At 66.7% G+C, this 25,755-nt stretch carries 28 protein-coding genes, 1 pseudogene and 1 riboswitch; of the genes and pseudogenes, 15 read left to right on the forward strand and 14 right to left on the reverse strand.

What is annotated here, in order from left to right; translation table 11 throughout:
• Nucleotides 1-52: 52 nt before the first annotated feature.
• On the forward strand, nucleotides 53-778 hold the full coding sequence (locus Q0627_RS11420; RefSeq protein WP_324384313.1) for a hypothetical protein: 726 nt from the start codon (nucleotides 53-55) through the stop codon (nucleotides 776-778).
• Between the two features lie 13 nt (nucleotides 779-791).
• The gene (locus Q0627_RS11425; RefSeq protein ID WP_298810038.1) at nucleotides 792-1,577 is read left to right on the forward strand and encodes an ABC transporter ATP-binding protein; all 786 of its coding nucleotides are present in this window, start codon (nucleotides 792-794) and stop codon (nucleotides 1,575-1,577) included.
• Between the two features lie 5 nt (nucleotides 1,578-1,582).
• Here the strand turns inward: Q0627_RS11425 and Q0627_RS11430 are convergent, their stop codons facing one another.
• Together Q0627_RS11430 and Q0627_RS11435 are read right to left on the reverse strand one after the other, a co-directional pair.
• Nucleotides 1,583-1,822 (reverse strand): DUF1272 domain-containing protein, encoded by a 240-nt coding sequence (locus Q0627_RS11430; RefSeq protein WP_324384315.1) that lies wholly within the window; start codon nucleotides 1,820-1,822, stop codon nucleotides 1,583-1,585.
• Nucleotides 1,822-1,944 (reverse strand): hypothetical protein, encoded by a 123-nt coding sequence (locus Q0627_RS11435; protein ID WP_298809949.1) that lies wholly within the window; start codon nucleotides 1,942-1,944, stop codon nucleotides 1,822-1,824. Before Q0627_RS11435 ends, Q0627_RS11430 begins: the two co-directional genes overlap by 1 nt.
• Nucleotides 1,945-1,995: 51 nt before the next feature.
• Here Q0627_RS11435 and Q0627_RS11440 point away from each other — a divergent pair, with 51 nt between their 5' ends.
• Nucleotides 1,996-2,601 (forward strand): TetR/AcrR family transcriptional regulator, encoded by a 606-nt coding sequence (locus Q0627_RS11440; protein WP_298809951.1) that lies wholly within the window; start codon nucleotides 1,996-1,998, stop codon nucleotides 2,599-2,601.
• A gap of 73 nt (nucleotides 2,602-2,674) precedes the next feature.
• Here the strand turns inward: Q0627_RS11440 and upp are convergent, their stop codons facing one another.
• Nucleotides 2,675-3,298, reverse strand: a complete 624-nt coding sequence (gene upp / locus Q0627_RS11445; RefSeq protein WP_291020108.1) for a uracil phosphoribosyltransferase — start codon at nucleotides 3,296-3,298, stop codon at nucleotides 2,675-2,677.
• A gap of 107 nt (nucleotides 3,299-3,405) precedes the next feature.
• Between upp and Q0627_RS11450 the strand changes: the two genes are divergently transcribed.
• The 3 genes from Q0627_RS11450 to Q0627_RS11460 all read left to right on the forward strand — a co-directional run bounded on the left by Q0627_RS11450 (nucleotide 3,406) and on the right by Q0627_RS11460 (nucleotide 6,374).
• Nucleotides 3,406-3,915 (forward strand): type VII secretion target, encoded by a 510-nt coding sequence (locus Q0627_RS11450; RefSeq protein ID WP_298809955.1) that lies wholly within the window; start codon nucleotides 3,406-3,408, stop codon nucleotides 3,913-3,915.
• The gene (locus Q0627_RS11455; RefSeq protein ID WP_298809958.1) at nucleotides 3,912-5,054 is read left to right on the forward strand and encodes a C40 family peptidase; all 1,143 of its coding nucleotides are present in this window, start codon (nucleotides 3,912-3,914) and stop codon (nucleotides 5,052-5,054) included. Before Q0627_RS11450 ends, Q0627_RS11455 begins: the two co-directional genes overlap by 4 nt.
• 63 nt (nucleotides 5,055-5,117) lie before the next feature.
• Nucleotides 5,118-6,374, forward strand: coding sequence for a primosomal protein (locus Q0627_RS11460; RefSeq protein WP_291020101.1), 1,257 nt, complete (start codon nucleotides 5,118-5,120; stop codon nucleotides 6,372-6,374).
• Nucleotides 6,375-6,377: 3 nt separating this feature from the next.
• Here the strand turns inward: Q0627_RS11460 and Q0627_RS11465 are convergent, their stop codons facing one another.
• From Q0627_RS11465 to Q0627_RS11475, 3 genes are read right to left on the reverse strand one after another with little or no spacing between them, the layout of a single operon-like run.
• On the reverse strand, nucleotides 6,378-7,493 hold the full coding sequence (locus Q0627_RS11465; protein WP_298809961.1) for an adenosine deaminase: 1,116 nt from the start codon (nucleotides 7,491-7,493) through the stop codon (nucleotides 6,378-6,380).
• A gap of 3 nt (nucleotides 7,494-7,496) precedes the next feature.
• The gene (locus Q0627_RS11470; protein ID WP_298809964.1) at nucleotides 7,497-8,825 is read right to left on the reverse strand and encodes a thymidine phosphorylase; all 1,329 of its coding nucleotides are present in this window, start codon (nucleotides 8,823-8,825) and stop codon (nucleotides 7,497-7,499) included.
• On the reverse strand, nucleotides 8,822-9,226 hold the full coding sequence (locus Q0627_RS11475) for a cytidine deaminase (protein ID WP_291020093.1): 405 nt from the start codon (nucleotides 9,224-9,226) through the stop codon (nucleotides 8,822-8,824). The genes Q0627_RS11470 and Q0627_RS11475 overlap by 4 nt, the downstream gene beginning before the upstream one ends.
• A 224-nt stretch (nucleotides 9,227-9,450) precedes the next feature.
• On the opposite strand from Q0627_RS11475, the gene sdhC reads away from it, so the two are divergent.
• Genes sdhC through Q0627_RS11495 form a run of 4 tightly spaced genes read left to right on the forward strand, consistent with a single transcriptional unit; the run spans nucleotide 9,451 to nucleotide 12,901 of the window.
• Nucleotides 9,451-9,858, forward strand: coding sequence for a succinate dehydrogenase, cytochrome b556 subunit (gene sdhC / locus Q0627_RS11480; RefSeq protein WP_298809968.1), 408 nt, complete (start codon nucleotides 9,451-9,453; stop codon nucleotides 9,856-9,858).
• Between the two features lie 12 nt (nucleotides 9,859-9,870).
• The gene (locus Q0627_RS11485) at nucleotides 9,871-10,326 is read left to right on the forward strand and encodes a succinate dehydrogenase hydrophobic membrane anchor subunit (RefSeq protein ID WP_298809970.1); all 456 of its coding nucleotides are present in this window, start codon (nucleotides 9,871-9,873) and stop codon (nucleotides 10,324-10,326) included.
• Between the two features lie 32 nt (nucleotides 10,327-10,358).
• Nucleotides 10,359-12,113: a succinate dehydrogenase flavoprotein subunit gene (gene sdhA / locus Q0627_RS11490; protein WP_298809973.1), complete on the forward strand. Its 1,755-nt coding sequence runs from the start codon at nucleotides 10,359-10,361 to the stop codon at nucleotides 12,111-12,113.
• Nucleotides 12,113-12,901, forward strand: a complete 789-nt coding sequence (locus tag Q0627_RS11495) for a succinate dehydrogenase iron-sulfur subunit (RefSeq protein WP_291020086.1) — start codon at nucleotides 12,113-12,115, stop codon at nucleotides 12,899-12,901. The genes sdhA and Q0627_RS11495 overlap by 1 nt, the downstream gene beginning before the upstream one ends.
• An 85-nt stretch (nucleotides 12,902-12,986) precedes the next feature.
• Here Q0627_RS11495 and Q0627_RS11500 read toward each other — a convergent pair whose 3' ends face one another.
• The 4 genes from Q0627_RS11500 to Q0627_RS11515 all read right to left on the reverse strand — a co-directional run bounded on the left by Q0627_RS11500 (nucleotide 12,987) and on the right by Q0627_RS11515 (nucleotide 16,710).
• The gene (locus Q0627_RS11500; protein WP_298809976.1) at nucleotides 12,987-13,547 is read right to left on the reverse strand and encodes a Uma2 family endonuclease; all 561 of its coding nucleotides are present in this window, start codon (nucleotides 13,545-13,547) and stop codon (nucleotides 12,987-12,989) included.
• A 102-nt stretch (nucleotides 13,548-13,649) separates the two neighbouring features.
• Nucleotides 13,650-14,720 (reverse strand): YhjD/YihY/BrkB family envelope integrity protein, encoded by a 1,071-nt coding sequence (locus tag Q0627_RS11505; RefSeq protein WP_298809978.1) that lies wholly within the window; start codon nucleotides 14,718-14,720, stop codon nucleotides 13,650-13,652.
• 41 nt (nucleotides 14,721-14,761) lie between these two features.
• Complete coding sequence (trpS, locus tag Q0627_RS11510; protein WP_291020004.1) at nucleotides 14,762-15,808, reverse strand: tryptophan--tRNA ligase; 1,047 nt, start codon at nucleotides 15,806-15,808, stop codon at nucleotides 14,762-14,764.
• Nucleotides 15,809-15,876: 68 nt separating this feature from the next.
• Complete coding sequence (locus tag Q0627_RS11515; protein ID WP_298809983.1) at nucleotides 15,877-16,710, reverse strand: exodeoxyribonuclease III; 834 nt, start codon at nucleotides 16,708-16,710, stop codon at nucleotides 15,877-15,879.
• A 276-nt stretch (nucleotides 16,711-16,986) separates the two neighbouring features.
• Nucleotides 16,987-17,103: riboswitch (SAM riboswitch) on the forward strand.
• A 65-nt stretch (nucleotides 17,104-17,168) separates the two neighbouring features.
• On the opposite strand from Q0627_RS11515, the pseudogene Q0627_RS11520 reads away from it, so the two are divergent.
• The 3 genes and pseudogenes from Q0627_RS11520 (at nucleotide 17,169) to Q0627_RS11530 (ending at nucleotide 20,868) form a co-directional block, all read left to right on the forward strand.
• Nucleotides 17,169-18,480 (forward strand): annotated as a pseudogene (locus Q0627_RS11520) (bifunctional o-acetylhomoserine/o-acetylserine sulfhydrylase).
• Nucleotides 18,481-18,512: 32 nt separating this feature from the next.
• Nucleotides 18,513-19,673: a homoserine O-acetyltransferase gene (locus Q0627_RS11525; protein ID WP_298810044.1), complete on the forward strand. Its 1,161-nt coding sequence runs from the start codon at nucleotides 18,513-18,515 to the stop codon at nucleotides 19,671-19,673.
• Between the two features lie 10 nt (nucleotides 19,674-19,683).
• Nucleotides 19,684-20,868, forward strand: a complete 1,185-nt coding sequence (locus Q0627_RS11530) for a homoserine O-acetyltransferase (protein WP_298809986.1) — start codon at nucleotides 19,684-19,686, stop codon at nucleotides 20,866-20,868.
• 36 nt (nucleotides 20,869-20,904) lie between these two features.
• Here Q0627_RS11530 and Q0627_RS11535 read toward each other — a convergent pair whose 3' ends face one another.
• From Q0627_RS11535 to Q0627_RS11545, 3 genes are all read right to left on the reverse strand, one after another.
• Nucleotides 20,905-22,497, reverse strand: coding sequence for an Hsp70 family protein (locus Q0627_RS11535; protein WP_298809989.1), 1,593 nt, complete (start codon nucleotides 22,495-22,497; stop codon nucleotides 20,905-20,907).
• Nucleotides 22,498-22,611: 114 nt separating this feature from the next.
• On the reverse strand, nucleotides 22,612-22,923 hold the full coding sequence (locus tag Q0627_RS11540) for a DUF3017 domain-containing protein (protein ID WP_291020024.1): 312 nt from the start codon (nucleotides 22,921-22,923) through the stop codon (nucleotides 22,612-22,614).
• Nucleotides 22,924-23,054: 131 nt separating this feature from the next.
• Nucleotides 23,055-23,915 (reverse strand): bifunctional methylenetetrahydrofolate dehydrogenase/methenyltetrahydrofolate cyclohydrolase, encoded by an 861-nt coding sequence (locus Q0627_RS11545; RefSeq protein ID WP_298809992.1) that lies wholly within the window; start codon nucleotides 23,913-23,915, stop codon nucleotides 23,055-23,057.
• 87 nt (nucleotides 23,916-24,002) lie between these two features.
• On the opposite strand from Q0627_RS11545, the gene Q0627_RS11550 reads away from it, so the two are divergent.
• Nucleotides 24,003-24,467 (forward strand): tRNA (cytidine(34)-2'-O)-methyltransferase, encoded by a 465-nt coding sequence (locus Q0627_RS11550; RefSeq protein ID WP_298809995.1) that lies wholly within the window; start codon nucleotides 24,003-24,005, stop codon nucleotides 24,465-24,467.
• Entirely contained in the window at nucleotides 24,464-25,402 is a 939-nt protein-coding gene (locus Q0627_RS11555; RefSeq protein ID WP_298809998.1) for a serine/threonine dehydratase, read from the forward strand. The genes Q0627_RS11550 and Q0627_RS11555 overlap by 4 nt, the downstream gene beginning before the upstream one ends.
• 94 nt (nucleotides 25,403-25,496) lie before the next feature.
• Here Q0627_RS11555 and Q0627_RS11560 read toward each other — a convergent pair whose 3' ends face one another.
• Nucleotides 25,497-25,724, reverse strand: coding sequence for a DUF167 domain-containing protein (locus tag Q0627_RS11560; RefSeq protein ID WP_298810048.1), 228 nt, complete (start codon nucleotides 25,722-25,724; stop codon nucleotides 25,497-25,499).
• Between the last annotated feature and the right edge of the window lie 31 nt (nucleotides 25,725-25,755).

The raw sequence follows: 25,755 nt of genomic DNA on the forward strand, positions 1-25,755 counted from the left end.
GTTCACCGGCATGGGCGATGCCTGTCCGCGGGTCGGCAGACATAATCGGGACATGACAACCGGCGGACCAGCAGATCAGCACGGCAACGGATACCCGGCGTTCCAGGGTGACCAGTCACCGTATTACGGGCAACAGAGCGACGGCTATCAGCAGGGGTTTCCCGGGAGCGGCTATTCCGGTGGGGGCTATCCGGCGCCGGAACGGTCACCCTGGGCGTCGCCGGTTGTACTGGTGGCGGCGGCCGCCGGTGTCCTGCTGGTGGTCGGCGGAATCCTGGCCGCGGTCCTGCTCATTCCGTCCGGCGACGACGACGATCCCATCGCGACTCCCGGCACGAGTATCACCACCCATACCGTCACGTCGTCGCAGGACGGCCAGTCCACGCAGCCGGTCGGCACACAGACGGTGACCCTCACCCCGCCGCCCGGCACGACCACGACGGTCACCGATCGCCCGTCGCCGACCGTCCCCGGCGCCGACTGGCAGGGTTTCACCGACGGCCCCCGGTGCGATGCCGCGAACGATCCCGCGGTGGCCATCTTGCGCACCGCACGTTCACGGGTCATCATCTGCCAGGTCGGCAGTGCGGGTGGCCTGTACTACAAGGGTGTCGCCCCAGAGGGACACAAGCACATCGACTTCCCCACCCAGCAGGGCAAGTACTTCATCGCGCGGTCAGGATCGTACGAGTACTTCGTCACTCCGTCGGGCCTGGTGATCCGAGATGGCGGCAACACCATCGCCGACGAACCCGCCACCGCCTACTGGTCGCGATAGGAGGCATGTGAACGTGACCGGTCAGCCGGTACTCGAGGCCGCCGGCCTCGATGTTGTACGCGGTGGCCGCCTGCTGCTCGATGACGTCAGCATGCGGGTGCTGCCCGGTGAGCATTGGGCGTTGCTCGGGCCCAATGGTGCGGGCAAGTCGACGCTGATGACGCTGCTGGGCGCGCGTGGATTTCCTACCCGAGGCCACGTCGACGTGCTGGGTCACCGGCTTGGCCGCGTCGACATGCGCGCCCTGCGCACCCACATCGGGCACGTCGATCCGCGCTGGCGTATCGACATCCCGCTGTCGGCGCACGAGGTGGTGCTCACCGGGCTGACCAACACCCCCGAACTCGACAACCGGCACGACTACACCGACTCCAAACATGCCCATGCGGATGCGCTGCTGGCGATGCTGGGCATGACCGAGCGGCGGGACTCGTTGTGGCCGTTCATGAGTCAGGGCGAACGAGGACGCACCCTGATCGCCCGGGCATTGATGCCACAGCCTCCGCTACTCCTGCTCGACGAGCCGGCGACCGGCCTCGACCTGGCGGCCCGCGAGAAGCTGCTCGCCGGCATCGACCAGCTACGCGCCGAAGTTCCCACGCTCGCAACGGTTCTGGTGACGCACCACCTGGAGGATTTGCCTGCCAGTACCAGTCACGCACTGCTGCTGCGTGACGGAAAGATCGTCGCCGCCGGCACCGTCGACGAGGCACTCACCTCCAAGACGATCAGCACCTGCTTCGACCACCCCGTCGACGTGCGCCGCACGGCCGGCCGCTGGTCCGCGGTGGCCGTGTAGCCGAACTACCGCCCGAGCCGGCGCCCTACGTTCCTGACCAGCCGAGCCGGCAGACGTGCCGCGATAGCCGCGGCTCCCGTGGTGCGGCGTGGCCGCGGGACGAGCTCGCCCGCGCAGTTCGGGCAGGTTTCCACGCGTTGCGTGCAGTCGTCGCAGTACGTGCATTCGTAGGAGCAGATCCACGCGGGCCCAGCCGGTTCCAGTGCTGCGGCACACAGTTCGCAGGCCGTCTTCATGGTGAGCATCAGCCCACCTCGTAGTTGCCGAGCGCCTTGGCGACCAATGTTCCCGAGGCGGTTCGGATTTCGACCTCGCACGAGGTGACGGTCCGGCCGCTGGACGGTGAACTGATATCGAGAGTTTTCACATCCATAGTGAATGTCACATGCAATATGTATGTCAAGGTACATTCGAGGGCGTGCCACCAGATGTACCCGGACCGACACTCCGGCAAACCCGGGCCCTCGCGACCCGCCGGCGCCTCCTCGATGTCGCGACCCGCTTGTTCTGCGACGACGGGTTCTCGTCGGTCACCACCACCGGCCTGTGCGCGGCTGCGGGCGTGACCCGCGGCGCCCTCTACCACCACTTCGCCAACATGACCGAGGTCATGGAGGCGGTGTTCGGCGACATCGAGGGCCAACTGGTCGACCGCGTCGTCGCCGGACTGTCCGGCGTCGAACCGGCCCGGGCTCAGCTCACCGCACTCGGACCCGTCATCCTCGACGCCCTCGCCGCCGACGATCGCACCACCCGGATCGTGTTCGTCGAAGCGCCGTCCGCCTTGGGCTGGTCACGCTGGCGCTCCCTCGACGGCGGCCGATCACTGACCCTGATCGCCGACATCCTCCGGCGGTGCGCCGACGACGGCGATCTCCGCGACGACGTCGACCCACTCCTGTCCGCCCAGCTACTCCTGGGTGCACTCAACGAAGCAGGCATGTACATCGGAACCCACCACACCACCCACGCCCCCATCGCCCACCAACTCACCATCCTGACTGAAGGCCTCCTTCACCAATAGCCTTCCCGCTCAACGCTTTCCTTGCGCACCAAACGGATCCGCTCAGCGGTGAAAGAAACGGTTGCGCGGGAAGTCAGCGGGGGCCGTATTGGCGGTCGCCGGCGTCGCCCAGGCCGGGGACGATGTAGTAGGCGTCGTTGAGGCCTTCGTCCACTGCGGCGACTACCAGGCGTAACGGGTGGCCGGAGTTTTGCAGAGCGGTGACGCCTTCGGGGGCGGCCACTACGCAGACGGCGGTGATGTTCTGGGCGCCTCGTTCGACCAGCAGGTCGATGGCGTGCAGCATCGAGCCGCCGGTGGCGAGCATCGGGTCGAGTACGAACACCGGGATGTCCGACAGGTCGTCGGGCAGTGATGCCAGATACGGGACCGGTTTGGCCGTCGACTCGTCGCGGGCGATGCCGATGAATCCGAGATTGGCCTCGGGCACCATCGCATGAGCCTGATCGACCATCCCGAGCCCGGCCCGCAGCACCGGGACGAACAGCGGTGGGGCGCTGAGCCGCCGGCCCGTGCACGCAGTGACCGGCGTCTCGATCGGCAGGTCCTCAACCGGTGCCGACGCCAGCGCCTCGTAGACCAGCATCTTCGTCAACGCCGACAACGCCTGCCGGAACTCGGCATTGGTGGTGCGTTTATCACGCAACGTGGTCAGCCGGACGGCCGCGAGCGGGTGACTGACGATCTGCAGATCCATGGGCATCACCTTAGTTCGGACAACACCGCTCCGCGTGGGGGAACACGAACTATTCATCGAACAAAAATTCGATGGAACCAAACGGGCTTCCGCTGCGTCAGACTCCCATGACGAACACCCAGGTTCAGGCCGACCCGGCCGCGATCAGCCGCTTCGCCCAGCAACAGAGCACCATCGCCGGCGAGATCCGCAGCTCCGCTACCAGCACAGACTCGGCTGCGGCCGAACTCGCGCCCACGTTCGGCATCATCGGCGCCGACTTCCTCACCGTCCTCACCGGAGTGCTCGACGCCAAGTCGACGGAGGTCACCGCGATCGCCGACAAACACGCGTCGATCGGCAGCCAGTCGGGGACTGCGGCCGGCACCTATGCCACCACCGACAACAGCGCCGCGCAGACCGTGACGACCAGCGACAATGCCTCCTCCCACGGCTCCACACCTGACAAGGTCACCTCACACGGGGCCACTCCCAACGGGACATCCCCGTCGACCACCACGACATCGACCACCACGACATCGACCACCACGACCACAACGACATCCCCCACTGGAACGACGACGACCGTCACGACCACCAAGGCCGGCGGCGCCGACAAGGAGCTGTCCCTGCGATGATCAACCTGCTGATCGCACCCCTGCACACACTCGTCGATGCCCTCGGCACCGGCGTGCTGCCTGCGGACAATCCGGTCGCGAGGCTGCGCACCACCGCACAGAATCTCGCCGAAGCGGAGAAGAACTCGGCTGCCGCGACGACGACCGTCCTCAAGTCGTGGTCGGGTGACGGCGCCCGGAACATGGCCACTCAGATCAAGGCCACCAGCACCGCCGCAACGACTTTCACCACCGACACCGACTCCATCGTCACCATCGTCGACGACGCCGCGGGCAAGGTCGCCACCGCCGCAAAGCAACTCGACGCACTTGTCGACTCCTTCGGCCGCACCGCATCGACGCTCGGCGGCAACGCCCTGACGGTCGGTGGGCTCACACTCCTGGTGCCCGTCGCGATCGATCACGTCAACCGCGGCATCCAGATCGTCGAAAAGACGCGCACGCAACTGGAATCCGATTCAGCCCGGCTGCGGGCGCTCAGCCGCACAACCACCGAATCCGCCGAAACCCGGACGGGCAGCACACCCACAACCACCCAGACCGCGATCACACCGGCCCGGAACACGACCACACCCGTCACCACCACCAACACCACCCCGACGACACCGACGACGCCGGCAACAACGACGACACCGACGACAACGACGACACCGACGACCGGAACGAACCGTCGGACACCCACGACGACGGCCTCGCAGGACACCCCGACCATCGCGACCGCCGCCCACACCCGCGCCACCGGGTCGGGCATCCCGATCACCCTCCCCGACGGCTCCGTCGCCTACGCACCCAACCAGAAGGCCGCGACCGCCGTCACCGCCGCACTCGGCCGGCAGGGCACCCCGTACGTGTGGGGCGGAACCAGCACGGCCGGATTCGACTGCAGCGGCTTCACCCAGTGGGCCTACCGGCAGGCGGGTGTCGAACTGCCCCGCCTCGCACAGGACCAGGACACCGCCGGCAGGCAGATCTCGCAGGCAGAGCTACAGCCCGGCGACCTGGCCGTCTGGTCCGGCCACGTCGCCATGTACATCGGCAACGGCCAGCTCGTCGAAACCGGCGGCGATCCCGTCGGTGTGACCCCGCTGCGCACCACCAACGCGGGCCAGACCTTCGAGGGCTTCTATCGTGTCACCTGAAAATGCGGGTCGTGACCTACCATGGTGACGCGCTGCCCACCTCTAGCGTTAGGCTTTCTGCTCATGGCCGGAGACATCGTCCCCATCGAACTCGGATTGACCAACGGAAACGTCTTCACCCTCTGGGCGCCACGCTGGCGCGAGGGTGACGACGAGTGGGAAGCCTTCCTCGGGCTCGAGGAGGATCTGTACGGGCTGCCCGGCGTCGCCGAACTGGCGGCGTTCATCAGGTCCGGCGCCGAGAACGACCTCGAGGACCACCCCACCTGGGAAACCCTCAAGCAGGTGTCCGCCGACGAGCTGCTGCCCGACGACCGGCACACCTACGACCTCGTCGGCGTGCCCGAACTCGCCGCCGAAGACCCCACCCCCGAGGTCATCGCCGAGCTCGAGGACGCACTCGAGATCGTCCGCATCCTCGGTGAGGTGTGCGAGCTGAACGTCGTGACCAAGTTCTTCAACGGCAACCCCATCCTGGGCGCGGTCACCACCGGTACCCGCAACTTCGTCGGCCGCGACGGCGTCGACCTGTGGGTGCGGATCGGCCGGCTCATCGCCAAGCACTGGGACGACGTCGTCGACGCCATTGACGGCGTGCTCACCAAGCCGCCCGTCGACCCCGGGGCGGTCGCGGTCGCCGAGGCCGAGCTCGAAGCCGCCGCCTCCGCCGAGGACGAGGACGAACCGGTCGATGACGAACTCGAGCGGGTTGAAAGCGGCGCCGACGACGATGACGCCGCCGAGGACGACGCCGACGATTACGACGACGACAGCCTGTGGGCGCAGGTCGGCATCGACCCCATCCGGATCGTCACCGGCAACGACGAGTACCTGACGTTGCGCTGCTATCTCGGCGACGATCCGGTGTTCCTCGGCGCCGACGGCAAGATTTTCGTGTTCACCTCACCGCGGGTGCTGAGCAAGTTTCTCGCCGACAGCAACGACCACGACCTGCTCGACGTGACCACCTTCGACCGTGTTCGGGTGGAGGCCACCGACGGCTCCCTGGAGTTCGACGTCATCGACGAGAACGTGTACGTGCTCACCGGCCTGGCCACCGACATCGCCGACGGCCCCCGCCGCATCGACCGCAACCAGCTCGACCTCGCCGTCGAACTCTTCACCGACGCAGCCGATTTCGGCGACGACGATACTGTCAGCGAGGCACTGGGTTCGTCCACGCCGCTCGGTTGGTTCGTCGACTACGCCATCAATCCCGACCCCAAGCGGCTCGCGCCCTCGGGTCCGTTCGACAACGAGTCGGAGGCGTGGCGGGCTCTCGAGCACGACTTCGAGGCCCGGCTCATCAAGAAGAACTGAGTCTCAGCCGAGGAGGACGGCGTATCCGGGTTTGATGACCTCGTCGATGATCCGGATGCGTTCGTCGAAATGCAGGAACGACGACTTCATCGCGTTGACGGTGAAGCGTTCCAGATCGGCCCAGCCGTAACCGAAGTGGTCGACGAGCACCTTGAACTCGTTGCTCATGCTGGTGTCGCTCATCAGCCGGTTATCGGTGTTGACGGTGACCCGGAAACGCAGGCGCGCAAGGATATTGAACGGATGCTCGGCCAATGACGGTACCGCGCCGGTCTGTACGTTGGAGCTCGGGCACAACTCCAGCGGAATCCGTTTGTCGCGCACCGTCGCCGCAATGTCCCCGAGCACCGCACCGGCGAAGGAGTGCGCCGCCGGGGTGAGGCCCGGTGGCAGCGTGATGTCGTCGATGACGCGGACGCCGTGGCCGAGCCGGTCGCACCCGCAGTGGGCGAGCGCCTCGTGGATCGACGGCAGCCCGAAGGCCTCACCGGCGTGGATCGTGAACCGGGCGTTATTGGCACGCATGTACTCGAATGCGTCAAGGTGCCGCGTCGGCGGATTGCCGGCCTCCGCGCCGGCGATGTCGAAGCCGACGACGCCGCGTCCGGCGAATCGCACGGCCAGTTCGGCGATCTCGCGCGAGCGCGCGGCGTGGCGCATCGCGGTGACCAGGCAGCGCATGACGATCGGCCGACCCTGCCCGGCCGCGTCCACCTCGCCCTTGGCGAAGCCGGCCAGCACCGACTCCACCACCTCGTCGAGGGTCAGCCCACTCTCCAGATGCTGCTCGGGTGCGAACCGGACCTCCGCGTACACGACGCCGTCTGCCGCCAGGTCTTCGACGCATTCGCGCGCGACCCGTTCGAGGGAGGAAGCGGTCTGCATGACCGCCACCGTGTGCGCGAACGTCTCCAGATACCGTTCGAGCGAACCGCTGTCGGCGGCCTCCCGGAACCACGTCGCCAGCGACTCCGCGTCGTCGGCGGGCAGTTCGGTGTAGCCGCAGTCGCGGGCCAGCTCCAAGACCGTCGCGGGCCGCAACCCGCCGTCGAGGTGATCGTGCAGAAGCGCTTTGGGGGCGAGGGCGAGATTCTGAGGATCGAGTGGTCGGGGCGTCATCTCTCAGACGGTAACGCGATCGAGCACCAGCGGCCGGGTGAGCGGGCGAGAATCCCGATCCGCACCGACCACAGTGGGGCCGATCACGGCCGCACCCTCGAGCGCGGCGACGGCCCCGCCGATAGCCTCGGGCGTCCGGGTGTGCAGGCTGTACAGGGGTGTTCCCGCGACCACCGCGTCACCGGGTTTGGCGTGCAGCACCACACCGGCCTCGGCCTGTACCGCGGCTCCCGGCACGGCCCGGCCCGCACCCAGGCGCCAGGCCGCCACCCCCACCGCATGCGCGTCCAGGCTCATCAGCACACCCGACGACGCTGCCCGCACCACCTCCACGTGTGGGGCGACCGGCAGCGGGGCGTCCGGGTCGCCGCCCTGTGCGGCGATCATCGACCGCCAGGTATCCATCGCCCTGCCGTCGGCCAGGTGGGCGGCGGGGTCGGCGTCGGGCAGACCGGCGACGGCCAGCATCTCCCGCGCCAGCGCGAGAGTGAGTTCGACGACGTCGGCCGGGCCGCCGCCGGCGAGCACCTCCAGAGACTCGGCTACCTCCACCGCGTTGCCCGCGGTCAGCCCCAGCGGCGTGGACATGTCGGTGAGCAGGGCGGTGGTCCGTACCCCGGCGGCGGTGCCGAGTGAGACCATCGTCTCAGCCAGCCGCCGCGCGTCGTCGGACGACGAAAGGAACGCGCCGGAACCGGTTTTCACGTCCAGTACGAGCGCACCGGTTCCCTCGGCGATCTTCTTGCTCATGATCGAACTGGCGAGCAGCGGTATCGATTCGACGGTCCCGGTGACATCACGCAGCGCGTACATCTTGCGATCGGCCGGCGCGAGATCGGCACCCGCCGCGCAGATCACGGCGCCGACCGACTCCAGCTGCGAATGCATCTGCGCCGTCGTGAGATCCGCCCGCCAGCCGCTGATCGACTCCAGTTTGTCGAGGGTTCCCCCGGTGTGCCCGAGTCCGCGCCCGGACAGTTGCGGTACGGCCACCCCGAACGACGCGACGAGCGGCGCGAGTGGCAGGGTGATCTTGTCGCCCACCCCACCCGTCGAATGCTTGTCGACGGTCGCGACCGGCCTGCCGGCGCGGCGCAGGCCGCCGAAGTCCATCCGCGTGCCGCTGTCGATCATCGACCGCGTCCAGGTGACGATCTCCCGATCGGTCATCCCCCGCAGGTAGATTGCCATCAACAGCGCCGACATCTGCTCGTCGGCGACGCCATCGGCACGGGTGTACCGGTCGATGGTCCAGGTGATCTGCTCGTCGGTCAGTTCGCGGCCGTCGCGTTTGTCTGCGATGACCGACACCGCGTCGATGACCGGCGTCACCGGGTGATCCGATCCAAGTCCGCCGGCCCGAACGCGTCGGGCAGCAACTCGCCGAGGGTGCGCGGGGCGTCGGCGTGGTCGACCAGCAGATCGGGCCCGCCGTGTTCCAGGAGCACCTGCCGGCACCGGCCGCACGGCATCAGTGGCGACCCGTCGGCGTCACAGACCGCGACGGCCCGCAGCCGCCCACCGCCGGTGGCCACCAGCTGAGCCACCAGTGTCACCTCGGCGCAGATCGTGAGTCCGTATGAGACATTCTCCACATTGCATCCGAACACCACACGACCGTCGTCGGTGATCGCGGCAGCACCCACCGGGTATCTCGAATACGGTGCGTAAGCCTTGTCGATCATCATCCTTGCGTTGTCGCGCAACGTCTTCCACTCGGCAGTACCGACCATCACAACCTCCTCGACATCACTTCGCGGACCGGATGTGACCAGCCCGACGTCATAGATGACATTGGTAAGGCAAACCTAATTCGAGTTATCTTGTCTCTCAAATGTGTTCGGGTAATTAAACGATGGCCTCAGCATAGGTTTAAAGTCTCATGCATGGGTCGCCCGCAGCTTCGTGAGCAGTCGGCCCAGCCAATCCATCGACGGTGTTGGAGGCCAACTTTCCGATGAGCACGCCGACCGAGGTAGCACCAGATCCGGTGCGTAAGCGTTCCCTCTACCGAGGCGATCCAGGCATGTGGTCCTGGGTGTTGCACCGTATTACCGGTGTCACTATTTTCTTCTTCCTGTTCGTTCACGTTCTCGATACCGCGGTCATCCGTATCGACCCGAACAAGTATTCGGAGATCATCGAGACGTACAAGACCCCGATCATCGGCCTGATGGAGATCGGCCTGGTCGCGTGTGTCCTGTTCCACGCCCTCAACGGCCTGCGGTTGATCCTGGTCGACTTCTGGGCCAAGGGACCCAAGTACCAGCGGCAGATGCTGTGGGGCATCCTCGGCCTGTTCGTCGTGCTGTTCGGCGCGATGGCGGTCCGGCTCCTGCAGATCCTCATCGAGCATTCGTTCTAGGAGCCGACGGACATGACCACTTCAGCAAACCCGAAACTGGCCAAGACGCTCGAAAAAGAACACGTCCGGCCGGCCAGCCTCGACAACCCGCGCTCCCCGCGCAAGCCCAAGGGCGGCAACTTCGAGAAGAACGCGTGGATGTTCATGCGCTTCTCCGGCCTGGCGCTGATCATCCTGACCTTCGGCCACATGTTCATCATGCTGGCGTGGGAGGACGGCGTGCACCGCATCGACGCCTCGTACGTCGCCGAGCGGTGGGACTCGCCGTTCTGGCAGATCTGGGATCTGACCATGCTGTGGCTTGCCCAGTTGCACGGTGGTAACGGTGTGCGCACCGTCATCGCCGACTACACCCGCAAGGACTCGACCCGCTTCTGGCTCAATGTCCTTCTGGCCCTGTCGATGCTGCTCGTGCTGGTTCTCGGCACGTACGCCCTTCTCACCTTCGACGTCGCCAGCGTCGACTGACCCTGCGCGTCGGACAAAGGAGACCAAGACTTATGCAGGAACACCGCTACGACGTGCTCATCGTCGGCGCCGGCGGAGCCGGGATGCGTGCGGCCATCGAAGCCGCTCCCCGGGCGCGCACGGCAGTGCTCACCAAGCTCTACCCCACCCGCTCCCACACCGGCGCGGCGCAGGGCGGCATGTGCGCCGCGCTTGCCAACGTCGAGGAGGACAACTGGGAGTGGCACACCTTCGACACCGTCAAGGGCGGCGACTACATCGTCGACCAGGACGCCGCCGAGATCATGGCCAAGGAGGCCATCGACGCGGTGCTCGACCTGGAGAAGATGGGTCTGCCGTTCAACCGCACCCCCGAGGGCCGCATCGATCAGCGCCGCTTCGGCGGACACACCCGCGACCACGGCAAGGCGCCCGTGCGACGGGCCTGTTACGCCGCCGACCGTACCGGCCACATGATCCTGCAGACGCTTTATCAGAACTGCGTCAAGCACGACGTCGAGTTCTTCAACGAGTTCTACGCCCTCGACCTGTGCCTGTCGGAGAACGAGGACGGCGAACTGACCGCGACCGGCATCGTCGCCTACGAGCTGGCCACCGGTGAGATCCACGTCTTCCACGCCAAGTCGATCGTCTTCGCCACCGGCGGTTCGGGACGTATGTACAAGACCACGTCGAATGCGCACACGCTGACCGGCGACGGCATGGGCATCATCTTCCGCAAGGGACTTCCCCTGGAAGACATGGAGTTCCACCAGTTCCATCCGACAGGTCTGGCCGGCCTGGGCATCCTCATCTCCGAGGCGGTCCGCGGTGAGGGCGGCATCCTGCGCAATGTGGACGGCGAGCGATTCATGGAACGCTACGCCCCCACCATCAAGGACCTCGCGCCCCGCGACATCGTCGCTCGCTCGATGGTGCTGGAAGTTCTCGAAGGCCGCGGCGCGGGCCCCAACAAGGACTACGTCTACATCGACGTGACACACCTCGGCGAAGACGTCCTGAACGAAAAGCTGCCCGACATCACCGAGTTCGCGCGCACCTACCTCGGCGTCGACCCGGTCACCGAGTACGTCCCCGTGTACCCGACCTGCCACTACGTCATGGGCGGTATCCCGACCAAGATCAACGGCCAGGTCCTGCGGAACAACGACGAGGTGGTCCACGGACTCTTCGCCGCGGGCGAATGCGCCTGTGTGTCGGTGCACGGCGCCAATCGCCTCGGCACCAACTCGCTGCTCGACATCAACGTCTTCGGCCGTCGTGCCGGTATCGCGGCCGCCGAGTACGCCGCCACCGCCGAGTTCGTCCCGCTGCCCGAGGCCCCGACGGCCATGGTCGACGAGTGGCTCGCCGGAGTGCTCTCCGAGCACGGCAACGAGCGTGTCGCCGACATCCGCAGGGAACTGCAGCAACTGATGGACGACAACGCATCGGTGTTCCGCACCGAAGAGACCCTCACCCGGGCACTCGACGGCGTGCGTGCGCTCAAACAGCGCTACGAGCATGTCCGCGTGCACGACAAGGGCAAACGCTTCAACTCCGACCTCCTCGAAGCCGTCGAGCTCGGCTTCCTCCTGGAAATGGCCGAGGTCACCGTCGTCGGTGCGCTCAATCGCAAGGAATCGCGCGGTGGTCACGCCCGCGAGGACTACCCGAAGCGCGATGACGTGAATTACATGATGCACACGATGGCGTACAAGAAGGGCACCGACCTCATCTCCGACATCGAGTTGGGCTACAAGCCGGTGGTTCAGACTCGCTACGAGCCGATGGAGCGTAAGTACTGATGACCGCAATCCTGGACAACCCCGCCGCACGCTCCGACGAGCCGCCGCTGCCCCCGGTGCCGGCCGAAGCGACCATGATCACGCTGAAGATCTACCGCTTCAACCCGGAGAACCCCGACGCCCAAGGCTTCGAGAGCTTCCGTGTCCCGGCGCTGCCGACCGACCGGTTGCTGAACCTGCTGCTCTACGTGAAGGGCTACCTCGACGGCACCCTGACCTTCCGCCGCAGTTGTGCACACGGCGTGTGCGGTTCGGACGCGATGCGCGTCAACGGCGTCAACCGGCTCGCCTGCAAACTGCTGATGAAGGACTTCCTGCCCAAGGACTCGTCCAAAGAACTGACGATCACCGTCGAACCCATCAAGGGCCTGCCGGTGGAAAAAGATCTCGTCGTCGACATGGAGCCGTTCTTCGACGCGTACCGGGCGATCAAACCGTTCCTGATCACCTCGGGCAACGAGCCGACGTACGAACGCATCCAGAGCCAGACCGACCGCGCGCGTTTCGACGACACCACCAAGTGCATCCTGTGCGCCTGCTGCACCACCAGTTGCCCGATCTTCTGGAACGAGGGCAGCTACTTCGGTCCGGCCGCCATCGTCAACGCGCACCGGTTCATCTTCGACAGCCGCGACGAGGCCGCCGTCGAGCGGCTGGACATCCTCAACGATGTCGACGGCGTGTGGCGCTGCCGTACCACTTTCAACTGCACCGACGCCTGCCCGCGCGGTATCCAGGTGACCCAGGCCATCTCCGAGGTCAAGCGCGCCCTGATGTTCTCGCGCTGACCCCACATCGCTTCAGCCCCAGTGCGGCCCGCGGACCGAAACGTCCGCGGGCCGTTCTGTTTTCGGCATCCGCGTGGAAGTACTTTCAGTTGCCGAGTTCGGCCGGCACGACGCTCAGCGGGAGCGGTTGTTCCACCGTGAATGTGTCGTCGCCGATGACGTGCGCCGTCTCCCGGTATTCGCCGTCGGCGAGCCCCCAGGCCAGTATCGACGGCTCGCCGGGATCGACAACCCAATAGTGTGGGCAGCCTGCGCGCCGGAGACGATCCTTCTTGAGCAGCAGATCGAAACTGCGCGTCGACGGTGAGAGCACCTCGATGGCCAGCAGCGGCGCCGACGGCAGGTCCCGTTCGGTGGTGGCCGAGCGGGACGCGACCAGCAGATCGGGCTGCATCACGGTGTCGTCGGAGAGCGCGACGTCGAACGGCGCCAACAGTACTTCAAGGTCCGCCGGGCAAGACTGCCGCAAAGCGAGGTACAGGTTTCCGACGGCCCGCTGGTGCACGCGCCGGGGTGCCGGACTCACGATGAGTATTCCGTCGATGAGTTCGTACCGGTACCCGTCATCGGGCATCGCATCGAGATCATCGCGCGTCAGATCCCGTCCTCGTGGTAACCCCAACGCTTCGGTCGGCATAGCAGTCATGGTAATTCTCCTCCCAGGTCACGACTACCAGTATCGGCCCGCAACGGCTGATTTTCGGAGACCACTTACCCGGCTGTGGACAACTCGCACAGCTCCGGCGACTCAGTGCCGCACAAGACCCCCGACCACCGCGCCGACAACTGCCCCCGCCGCCAATGCACCGGCGATCACCGACGGCCGCGGCGTCGGGCTGACCGTATACGTCGGCGAAACGACGACGGTTCGTTGCTCGTCCTCTTCGGTCGGCGGCTCGATCTGGTCGACCACCTGGTATGCCTCGTTCCTCGGGTCGGTGGCGCACCAGGCCGTGGCGTACAACAGGATTCGCGATGCCAGGTAGGCGAACACCATGATGCCGATGATCGAGCCGAAGGCCGCACCGGCCGGGCCTCTGGTCACCGATGTCAGGTAGATGCCACCGAAGGTCTTGAGGATCTCGAAGGCCACCGCCATCAGCAGACCGGCCCGCAGGCAACGGCGGAACGGCACTTTCATCAGCGGCAGGCGTGCCTGGACGAAGGTGAACAGCATCCACGACGCACACAACGAGACGGTGATCGACGTTACCCGGATAAGGGTTGCCGCCCAAGGCATGTCGTCGATCATCAGCCACTTCATGCTCTCGTTGAGCAGCCCGCTGCTGCCCAGTGCGCTCAGCGCCATCGTGACGATGAATGCCAGGCCGAGGACCACGAAGGTCAGCAGGTCGCCGAGCTTGGCCAGCACCGCGTTGCGTTTGATGCGGCCGCCCCACATTTCGGTCAGCGCCATCCGCACGCCCGACATCCAGCCGACACCGGTGAACGCGGCACCGAGCAGACCGACCGCACCGACCGTGGCGCGGGAGGAAATCGCCGAATCGATCAGATCGGACACCTGGGAGCCCATGTCGCCGGGCATCTGCTCGACGACCGAGTCCTGGATCTTGTCGAGCCACTCCTGATTGCCCGCCAGGACATAACCGGCGATGGCGAACGCGACCATCAGGACCGGAATGAGCGCCAGGATGCCGGTGAAGGCGATGCTGGCACCGTGCAGGTTTCCGCGGCGTTCGCCGTATCGGGTGACCGTGTCGAGGATGTGTTTGAGCAACGGCCATCGTTGCTGTGCCTCGGCGAACTTCTCCTTCCCCGAGCTCACCGCGCCCTTGGCCGAATCGATCGCAGAACTCATCCCCGATGTCTCCCTCGTCGCGATGCGAGGGAGATGCGCCCTCACACCTTCGGTGCCAGGAAGCCTACTTTGTCATACACAACCTTGAGTGTGTCCGATGCAATCTCGCGCGCGCGTTGTGCTCCCACCGCGAGGATCCCGTCGAGATACGCCGGATCTGCGGTGTATTCGGCGACCCGCCCACGCAAGGGCTCCACGAAATCGGACAGCACCTCGGCGGTGTCGACCTTCAGGTCGCCGTACCCCTTACCCGCGTACTTGGCGACGAGGTCATCGACACCGACGCCGCTGAGCGCGGACTGGATGGTCAGCAGGTTGCTCACACCCGGCTTGTTCTCGCGGTCGAAGCTGATCTCGGCACCGGTGTCGGTGACCGCGGAACGGATCTTCTTGGCCGAGCGGTTCGGGTCGTCGAGCAGATTGATCAGGCCCTTGTCTGTGTCGGCCGACTTGCTCATCTTCGAGGTCGGGTTCTGCAGGTCGTAGATCTTGGCGAACTCGGACACGATGAACGGCTCGGGTACCCGGAGCGCCCGGCCGAACCGCTTGTTGAAGCGTTGCGCAAGATCGCGGGTCAGCTCCAGATGCTGGCGCTGGTCCTCACCCACCGGCACCAGATCCACCTGGAAGGCCAGGATGTCGGCGGCCATCAGGATCGGGTAGGTGAACAGGCCCACGCCGGCCGCGTCCACCCCCTGCTTCGCGGACTTGTCCTTGAACTGGGTCATCCGGCTCGCCTCGCCGAAACCGGTGAGGCACGAGAGCACCCACGTCAGCTGCGCGATCTCGGGAACGTGCGACTGGACGTAGATCGTCGCGCGGCCGGGGTCGACGCCCACCGCCAGCAACTGCGCCACCGCCACCCGGGTGCGCTCACGCAGCACTTTCGGGTCATGCGGCACCGTGATCGCGTGCATGTCGGGGATGAAGTAGAAGGCGTCGAAATCCTCTTGCAGCTGCACCCACTGACGGACCGCCCCGAGGTAATTCCCGAGATGAAAGGAGTCACTGGTCGGCTGGATTCCGGACAGGACCCGCTTGCCGCTGCGGGGTTCGGCTCCTGCGCCGGCGGCGTCTTCACTCGTCATGGGTTCCAGTGTCTCAAAGCCGTTCAACCGGATTATGTCGGCACGTCGTCCTGTCGCGCGCGGGCACGTCAGCCGAAGGTGACGGTCACAGGTGCGTGGTCGGACCAGCGCAGATCGTAGGCGTCGGCCCGGTCGACGACCGCCGCACCCGCCCGCGCCGCCATCGGCGCATTCGCCAGCAGGTAGTCGATGCGCCAGCCCGCGTCGTTGTCGAAGGCCTTACCGCGCCACGACCACCAGCTGTACGGTCCCGCTGCCTGTGGGTGCAGGTCCCGGACGACATCGGACCATCCCGACGCCAGCAGACCCGCGACCCACTCGCGCTCGTGCGGCAGGAATCCGGGGCTCTTGAGGTTGCCCTTCCAGTTCTTGATGTCCGCCTCGGCGGGAGCGATATTCCAGTCGCCACCGACGACCACTCCCCTCGACTGTGCTCCGAGGTGGCCGAGATGGACGCCGAACTCGTCGAGGAAGCGCTTCTTCTCCTCGAACTTGGCCGCGTCCTGCGGGGTGTCGGCGGCACCCTTGGGCAGGTACAGGCTGGCGACGGTCAGCTCGCCTGTACCGGGGTCGGTGAAGTCGGCCTCGACATACCGGCCGAGGCCGTCGAACTCGGTGCTGCCGAATCCGGTCCGCACTGCGACGGGCTCGGTGCGGCTCAACACGCCGACGCCTGCATGCCCTTTCACCGACGACTCGGTCATCGTCAGATGCCAGCCCCTCGCCAGTGCGGGAGCCAGCGCGTCATGGGCCTGCTTGTGCGAGGCCCGGATCTCCTGCAGGAGGATCACATCGGAGGCCGTGTGCGACAACCAGCGCAGCATTCCCTCGTTGCGTTCGTTGCGTTGTTTGACCGCGGCTCGGATGCCGTTGACATTGACCGTGGTGATGACGATGGACACGGCTCCCGAGCCTACGTGCCGACGCGAGGATCACCCACCCCGGACGGCGCGACGAATCACCGCCGGTTCGTTGCGGCGGATCGGCGAACTGCAGGACGGGGCGGGTGGATTCAGCCGGCACGAAAGCCGCAACGGCGACGGACGGCGGCACCATTCCGGAGAGCCACGGTGAGATCGTTCACACAGCTCATGGCGGCGCCGATATCGGCGGCGTTGCAATCGATCTGAGTAGGAGGGTTCTCCTTGCCCCGAATCGGTGTTATATCCTTGTCGCCAGGTCATAAGTATCAGCGCAAAGCCCCGGCTCGCTGATCGGCAACCCTCCATCCGCGGTGGGGTGCTCCGGGTGATGACCGGGTTGGGGGCCGTCAGGCCTCCCGGCAAGCGCGGGTCCGAAGGTCGGACCCCACCAGGGTCTCGCATGGCCCTGCCGACCGTAGAAAGTTGTGTATCACGTCATGTCTGACGCAGCGAATCCAGCGGACAACTGGAGCTTCGAAACCAAGCAGATCCACGTCGGCCAGTCGCCGGATCCGACGACCGGCGCGCGCGTTGCCGATCTACCAGACCACCAGTTATGCCTTCCAGGACACCCAGCACGCCGCGAGCCTGTTCGGCCTGGCCGAGCCCGGCAATATCTACACGCGCATCATGAATCCGACGCAGGACGCGGTGGAACAGCGTCTGGCCGCACTCGAAGGCGGTGTCGCGGCATTGCTGGTGGCCTCGGGCCAGGCAGCCACCACCTACGCGCTGCTCAATGTGGCCGAGGCGGGCAGTCACGTGGTCGCGAGCCCCCGGCTGTACGGCGGAACCTACAACCTGTTCCACTACACGCTGCCCAAGCTGGGTGTGGAAGTCACCTTCGTCGACGATCCCGAGGATCCCGCTTCCTGGCAGGCCGCGGTCCGCGACAACACCCGTGCCTTCTACGGTGAGTCCATCGCCAATCCCGGCAACGAGATCCTCGACATCAAGGGAATCTCGGAAGTGGCCCACACCAACGGCGTGCCGCTGATCGTCGACAACACCGTGGCCACCCCGTACCTGCTCAACCCGCTCGCCCACGGCGCCGACGTCGTGGTCCACTCGGCCACCAAGTACATCGGCGGCCACGGCACCGCGATCGGCGGCGTGATCATCGACGGCGGAACCTTCGACTGGCGGGTGCAGCGCGACGGCACCGACCTGTTCCCCGGATTCACCACCCCCGACCCCAGCTACCACGGCGCCGTGTTCGCCGATCTCGGCGCGCCGGCATACGCGCTGAAGATCCGCGTGCAGTTGCTGCGCGACACGGGTGCGGCGATCTCGCCGTTCAACGCCTTCCTGCTGGCGCAGGGTCTGGAAACGCTGAGCCTGCGCGTCGAGCGCCATGTGGCCAACGCGCAGCGCGTCGCCGCACATCTCAACGATCATCCGCAGGTCACGTCGGTGACGTATGCCGGTCTGTCGGCGTCGCCGTGGTACGAGCGCGGGCAAGAATTGGCTCCCAAGGGGCAGGGCGCTATCGTCGCGTTCGAGATCACCGGCGGAGTCGATGCCGGCAAGCGGTTCGTCGACGCGCTGACGCTGCACAGCCATGTCGCCAACATCGGCGACGTCCGTTCCCTGGTGATCCATCCGGCGTCGACCACCCACAGCCAGTTGACGCCCGAAGAGCAGCTCGCCGCCGGAGTGACCCCCGGATTGGTCCGGCTCGCCGTCGGTATCGAAGGTATCGACGACATCATCGCCGACCTTGAGCAGGGATTCGTCGCGGCCAAGTGAACAGGTGATGCGTGAGAACAAGTGAGCAACTCTTGCCGGTGAGTATTGACCAACCGGTAGCCGAGACCACCGGAGACCTCGACTGGGAGAACACTCCCGACGGGGAGCTGATGTACACCTCGGTGGGGCCGCTCACGCTCGACAACGGCGAGAGACTCGACGACGTGACCCTGGCGTTCCAGCGCTGGGGCACGTTGTCGCCCGCCCGCGACAACGTCGTTCTCACACTGCACGCTCTCACCGGCGACTCACATGTCACCGGGCCCGCGGACGAGAACCATCCGGACGCGGGCTGGTGGGACGGGCTGATCGGTCCCGGTTGCGCCGTCGACACCGGCCAATGGTGCGTCGTCTCGGCCAATGTCCTCGGTGGTTGCCGCGGGTCCACCGGACCGTCATCGATCGCACCGGACGGCCGGCCCTGGGGATCGCGATTCCCGCGGGTCACGATCGGTGACCAGGTGCGGGCCGAACTGGCCCTGATGGACGCGCTCGGCATCGGCCAGGTGGCGTCGGTCCTCGGCGGTTCGATGGGTGGTGCGCGGGCGCTGGAATGGGCTGTCGGACACGCCGACCGGATCCGGTCCGCGCTGGTGCTGGCTGTCGGAGCGCGCGCCACCGCCGATCAGATCGGCATCCAGTCCACCCAGATCACCGCGATCAAGGCCGACCCGGATTGGCAGGGCGGCGACTACTACGGCACCGGCCGGGCCCCCACCACCGGTATGGGTATCGCCCGGCGGATGGCGCACCTGTCCTACCGTGCCGAGGTCGAACTCGATGACCGGTTCGGCAACGACGCACAGGGTTCGGAGAATCCGCTCGCCGACGGCCGATACGCCGTCGAAAGCTACCTCGAACATCAGTCGGCCAAACTGGGCCGGCGATTCGACCCGGGTAGCTACGTCGTACTCACCGATTCGCTCAACACCCACGACGTCGGCCGGGGACGTGGCGGTGTCGAGGCCGCGTTGCGCGGCTGCACGGTACCCGTGGTCGTCGGCGGGATCGACTCGGACCGGCTCTACCCACTGCGCCTGCAGGTGGAGATCGCCGAGAACCTCGGCAATGCCGTCGGCGGACTGCATGTGGTGCGTTCGGACAAGGGCCACGACGGGTTCCTCACCGAGGCCGACGCCATCGGGGACCTGCTACGGTACACGACCGAGATCGCCCGCGCGGGCCGCAGGTAGACTCCTGCCGATGACCACGAATCAGACGAGCGCAAATCAAACGAGCGCGAATCAAGGGGTCGGCAGTCTGTCGGATGTGACGTCCTGGGAGGACCTTCCCGACGGCCAGTTGGCCTACGCCACGCTGGCACCGCTGCCACTCGACAGCGGCGAGGTGTTCGACAACGTGACGATGGCGTTCCAGCGCTGGGGCACGTTGTCAGCGGACCGCGACAACGTGGTCCTCGCGTTGCACGCGCTGACCGGCGATTCCCATGTCACCGGCCCGGCCGATGACGAGCACCCGGCCGGCGGCTGGTGGAGTGAGGTGATCGGCCAAGGGCGTGCCATCGACACCGACGAGTGGTGTGTCATCTCGATGAACATCCTTGGCGGTTGCCAGGGTTCCACCGGACCTTCGTCCATCGCACCCGACGGCAAGGCCTGGGGCTCGCGGTTCCCCAGGATCACGCTGCTCGACCAGGTCCGGGCCGAGGTATGGCTGATGGATCGGCTCGGCATCGACAAGGTCGCGTGTGTGATCGGCGGATCGCTGGGCGGCGCTCGCTCGCTCGAATGGGCCATCGGGTTCCCCGACCGGCTCCGCTCCGCACTGGTACTGGCGATCAGCGCCCGTGCCACCGCGTTCGAGGTCGGTATGCAAACGGCGCAGCTCGCCGCGATCAGAGCCCACCCGGACTGGCAGGGTGGTGACTTCTACGGCACCGGCAGGTCTCCCGCCGCGGCCATGGGTATCGCCCGCAGGCTCGCACATCTGACCTACCGCGGTGAGGCAGAGCTGGACGAACGATTCAGCAATTCACCCCAAACGGGTGAGGACCCCCTCACCGGCGGCCGCTACGCCATCGAAAGCTACCTCGAGTACCAGGCGGAAAAACTGATCGAGCGATTCGATCCCGGCAGCTATGTCCTCCTGACCGAGGTGGCCAATCTCCACGACGTCGGCAGGAATCGGGGCGGGGTCGAGGCGGCGCTGCGTGGCTGTACCGTTCCCGTGGTCATCGGCGGTATCGACTCGGACATGCTGTTTCCCCTGCGCCTGCAGAACGAGCTCGCCGAGGGTCTCGGAAACTCCGTCGGCGGGCTGCATGTGGTGCATTCGGAGAAGGGACACGACGGCTTCCTCACCGAGACCGACGAGGTCGCCGATCTGCTGCGGTACACGGCCGAAGTCGCGCGGCAAACCCGTCCGTAGGACGGGCACAGCCGTCTCCGGACCGGACCGGCGGTCCTAGGGATTCTCCGACGTGCCTTCCGGTTCCGGCACCTCGGTGCCTGACTCCTGGTCGGTGCCCGACGTCGACTCCGCCGTGGGCCCGGCGTCGGCCGGGGCACTGATCTGGTTACCGCTCCCCGAATCCGAGGGCACCTCACCGGCGGTCGGCCCGGACGACGGATCCGAGCCCGGGTCGCTCGGCTCCGGACTCCCCGACGACGGCGTTTCCGGCTTCTCCGGTGAGGATGGTTCCCCGGTCTGTGAGGGTTCCCCGGTCAATGACGGCGGTCTGGTCGTCGACTGTCCCGGGGCCTGCGCTGACGTCTCGGGCCGCAGCGGAGGCGGGACAAGCGTGGTCGTCGGCACACCGTCGTCGGCGGGCGGTGCCGGACGCAGAGTCGTGGTCGACGACGCCTCCGGCGGCGGGAGTTCGATCGTGGCCCAGCCCGGCGTGTCCGTCCACGACGGTTCGGTCCGCGGAACCCTGGAGGACAGCTGCGTCCGCCGTTGTTCGGGTAGGCGCCGGTATGAGCGCGTCGTCGCCCCGACCGCCGACGAACGGTCCATCGACGGTTGCTCGGCCACGGTCGGTGCTTCCACCGGGCCGGGCACTTCACGTCCTGCCAGGGTGGTGCCCACCGCGTACAGGGTCATCAGCACCGCACCGAGGAGCGCGGCCACTACCGCCAGCGGCAGCGGGGACAGCAGCCCGCGGGTGATTCCGCCGCCGATGACCGTCTGTCGCGAGGCGCCCGCCCGGGCTGCCGCGAGCCGTGCGGCACCGACCGCCGACGCCAGCTCCGGCATGGCCGGGATCACCGCGGCTCTGCTCCCATGGCGGGTCACGATCGTCCGTACCGCCGGAATGTTCGCAAGCCCGCCGACCAGGACCACGGCCTCGGGGTCCGCACCCCGCTTCGCCGCGACGGCCAGGGCATCGGCAACGGCACGCCGGGCCCGCGCAACCATCGGTGCGACCGCATCGGCGACCATGCCCTCGGTTACGTCGACCTTGCCGACCCCGGCGACGTGCGGGATCTGCCCCTGTGTGCTGTGTGCCGACTGGGCCGGATCCTCTTTTGCCGTGCGGCAGGCGCTGATCACGTCGCGCAGGCCCGGACCGAATCCCGGGCCGTCGGCGATGTCCGGTTCGGACCGGGTCACCGACCGGGCGATGGCCTCGTCGATGCTGCGGCCGCTGATCGCCCGGGAACGCATGGCCTCCCCGGTGCACAGCGTTGCCGGGTCGACCGTGTACATCGACATTCCGCTGTCGCCGCAATCCACCACGAGGACCGACGAGTACCTGTCGATCTCACCGGTGCCGGACAGGTACTTGGCGATGGCCTCGTCGTCGGCGAAGAGGCGGATCTGCCGACGGGTGCCCGATCCCTTGCCCTCCACAGCGCGACGCCGGGTACCGACGGGGGTGGCCACCCCGATTGCCGTGACATGCAGATCCTGATCGCCGGCCGCGTTGAGCATGATGTCGATACCGGCGTTGACCCGGCCGACGTCGTCGAGACCGTCACGATGGTCGACGTCGATCACTCTGCTGTCCACCACGCTGCGCCCGGACTCGTCGTCGGTCAGCAGGACGTAGTGCACCAGGCCCCGCCCAACCGATACTCCCAGGGCTGTGGAGCCCTGGGATGCGTTTCTGCTGGGTGCTGCTGGAAAAGTGATGGGCGATCTCCCGATCGATTGAAGTAGTTAGCAATCCTACTGTAATGAATCCGTGCCCAACGAGTCGATCGATGTGGCGAGCCACAGTATCGCCACGCCTGCGGAGGCCATCAGCGCCGAATCGAACGCACGCCCTCTGACCTGCAACAATCCGGCACGCTCCGACGGCAGCAAAGCCCGTAGGAGTGAACCGAGTAACAAAGCCGAACCGAGGACGAATACCCCACGCCGCCAGCGATCGAACGTCACGAAGACGGCCGCGAGCAGTGCCGCGAGTAGCACCAGGATGTATGGCAACTCCACCAGCAGCGCCCGCAGCGGGCCCACCCGCTCATGTTCCTCGTCCAGTGCCCCGGTTTCCGAGACTGCGGTGTCCGGGACTGCGGTGTCTGGGGCCACGGCGTCTGGGGCCGCGCTGTCCGAGAGCGTGGCGTCAGGCGACGCGGAGTCAGGGGGCGATGCGTCGGGCGTCGGCGAGGTCATCGGCGTGCGGCGAGTTGCGCTTCGGCCCGTTCGACGACATTCACCAGCAGGAACGCCCTGGTCAACGGCCCAACCCCACCGGGATTGGGCGAGACGGCCCCGGCCACGTCCCACACGTCGGGGGCGACGTCACCGACGAGTCCCTGCTCGTTGCGGCTGACCCCGACGTCGATGACGGCGGCCCCCGGTTTGATCATGTCGGCGGTGATCAGGTGCCCGACTCCCGCCGCGGCGACGACGATGTCGGCCCGCGACACCTCGGCAGCCAGGTCCCGGGTGCCGGTGTGGCAGAGGGTGACGGTCGCGTTCTCGCTGCGGCGGGTCAGCAGCAACCCGATCGGCCTGCCGATGGTGACGCCGCGGCCGACGACGGCCACCCGCGCCCCGTCGAGCGGGATGTCGTAACGGCGCAGCAGGTGGATCACACCGCGCGGGGTGCAGGGCAGCGTCGATTCCTTACCCAGCACGAGCCGTCCCAGGTTGATGGGATGCAGGCCGTCGGCATCCTTGTCGGGGTCGATGCGTTCGAGCGCGGCGTTCTCGTCGAGGTGTTTGGGCAGCGGCAGCTGGACGATGTAACCGGTGCACGCCGGGTCGGCGTTCAACTCGTCGATCGCGTCGTCGAGTTGCTGCTGGGTGATATCGGCGGCCAGGTCCCGGCGGATGGACTCGACACCGATGCGGGCGCAGTCGTTGTGCTTGCCCTTGACGTAGGAGTGCGAGCCGGGGTCGTCGCCGACCAGGATGGTGCCCAGTCCGGGGACGATGCCTTCGGCCCGCAACTTCTCCACCCGCACGCTCAGATCAGTGAAGATCTCGTCGCGGGTGGCCTTACCGTCAAGTCGTATCGCACTCACCCGGCCCATTGTTCCATTACCGCACCGGCACATGCGGCAGGCCGCCGCCCCGGGACGGGCGGCCCGGCCACTAAGCTGACCGGCATCATGTTCCGGATCATGTTTTTTCAGCCTTGCATTCCGCCCAACACCGGCAACGCGATCCGGTTGGCGGCCAACACCGGCTGCGAGCTGCATCTGATCGAGCCGCTCGGTTTCACCATGACCGACGCCCAGGTCAAGCGGGCGGGTCTGGACTATCACGAGATGGCCAATGTCACCGTGCACCCGGATCTGGCCACGGCCTGGGACAGGCTGCGGCCCGAGCGGGTGTTCGCGTTCACCGCACACGCGCGTAGTCGGCACACCGACATCGCGTATCAGCCCGGCGATGTGTTGTTGTTCGGCCCGGAACCGACCGGCCTGCCCGACGACGTCGTGACGGACCCGCACATCACCGGCACCGTGCGCATCCCGATGCTGCCCGACCGCCGCTCGCACAACCTGGCCAATGCCACGAGCATCGCCATCTACGAGGCGTGGCGTCAGAACGATTTCGCGGGTGCGGTGTGAGGATCAGCCGCGGTGATATCCAGTCCGCCCGCGCGCGCATCGCCGGGCGGCTGCGACGAACTCCTGTATTGCGCACCGAGATCGGGACGGTCAACGGCGCGGTCGAGGTGGCACTGAAGCTGGAGTTCACCCAGCTCGGTGGCAGTTTCAAAGTCCGGGGCAGCCTCAATGCGACTCTCCACGCCCAGGAGCAGGGTCTGCTGACCGAGGCCGGGGTGCTGGTCGCCTCCGGTGGGAACGCGGCGATCGGTGCCGCGCATGCGGCGAGGATCGTGGGCGTGCCGTGCACCGTGGTGGTGCCGGAGGCCGCGCCGAGGGTCAAGGTCGCGGCGCTGCGGGATCTGGGCGCGCAGGTGCACCTGGCCGGCGACCGCTACCAGGTGGCCGCCGAGGTAGCCACGTCGATGGCGGATGAGTCGGGTGCCCTGCTGCTGCACGCCTACGACCTGCCCGACATCGTCGCCGGTGCCGGGACGATCGCTCCCGAACTGGCCGCCGATGTCGAGGGCCCGCTGACGATAGTGACCTGTGTGGGCGGCGGCGGACTGATTGCCGGCCTGACCACCGGGATGCGGTCCGGCGATCGGATCGTCGGCGCCGAACCGGTGGGTGCATCGTGCCTGCATCAGGCTCTGGCCGCGGATCACCGGATACCGGCCGAACTCGACAGCATCGCCGCTGATTCGCTGGGCGCCACCGAGGTCGGCGAGATCTGCTGGAACACGGTCGCCGGGCGTGACGACGTGTCGAGCGTCGTGGTGACCGACGATGACATCGTCGCCGCCCGAGCCGCCCTGTGGCACGATCACCGTCTGCTCGTCGAACACGGCACAGCCGCCGCGCTCGCCGCCGTCACCACCGGTCAGGTTGCAACACAACCTGATTCAACAATCTGTGTGGTGCTCTGCGGCGCCAACACCGCCGTCGACCTGTGATCGGATTCAGAACGACGCGTAGGTGACAGCGCCCATCCCGATCCGTTGATTGAGGTCGCCGAGCCTGCGAAGCGCGGATCATGCGACGGCGCGTTCAGTCGATACGAAAACGTTTGGTGCGGGCGGTTGCCCCACCGATCAGGGCCACCTTGCTTTTCGGTACGCCGAGGTGTTTGGCGAGCAGTTCGCCGACCGCCTTGTTGGCCTTGCCCTCGGTGGCGGGTTCACGCACGAAGATCGTGATCGCCCCGTCCTCGTCGGCCTCAACCAGCGGGCCCTTGCTGCTGTTCGGTTTCACTGTGACCACCACGGTCTTCGACATCACTTCCCCGATCGTCGTTATCGTGTCTCAC

The sequence above is a fragment of the uncultured Gordonia sp. genome (genome assembly GCF_937858515.1).
In the GTDB taxonomy this organism is placed as follows: Bacteria; Actinomycetota; Actinomycetes; order Mycobacteriales; family Mycobacteriaceae; genus Gordonia.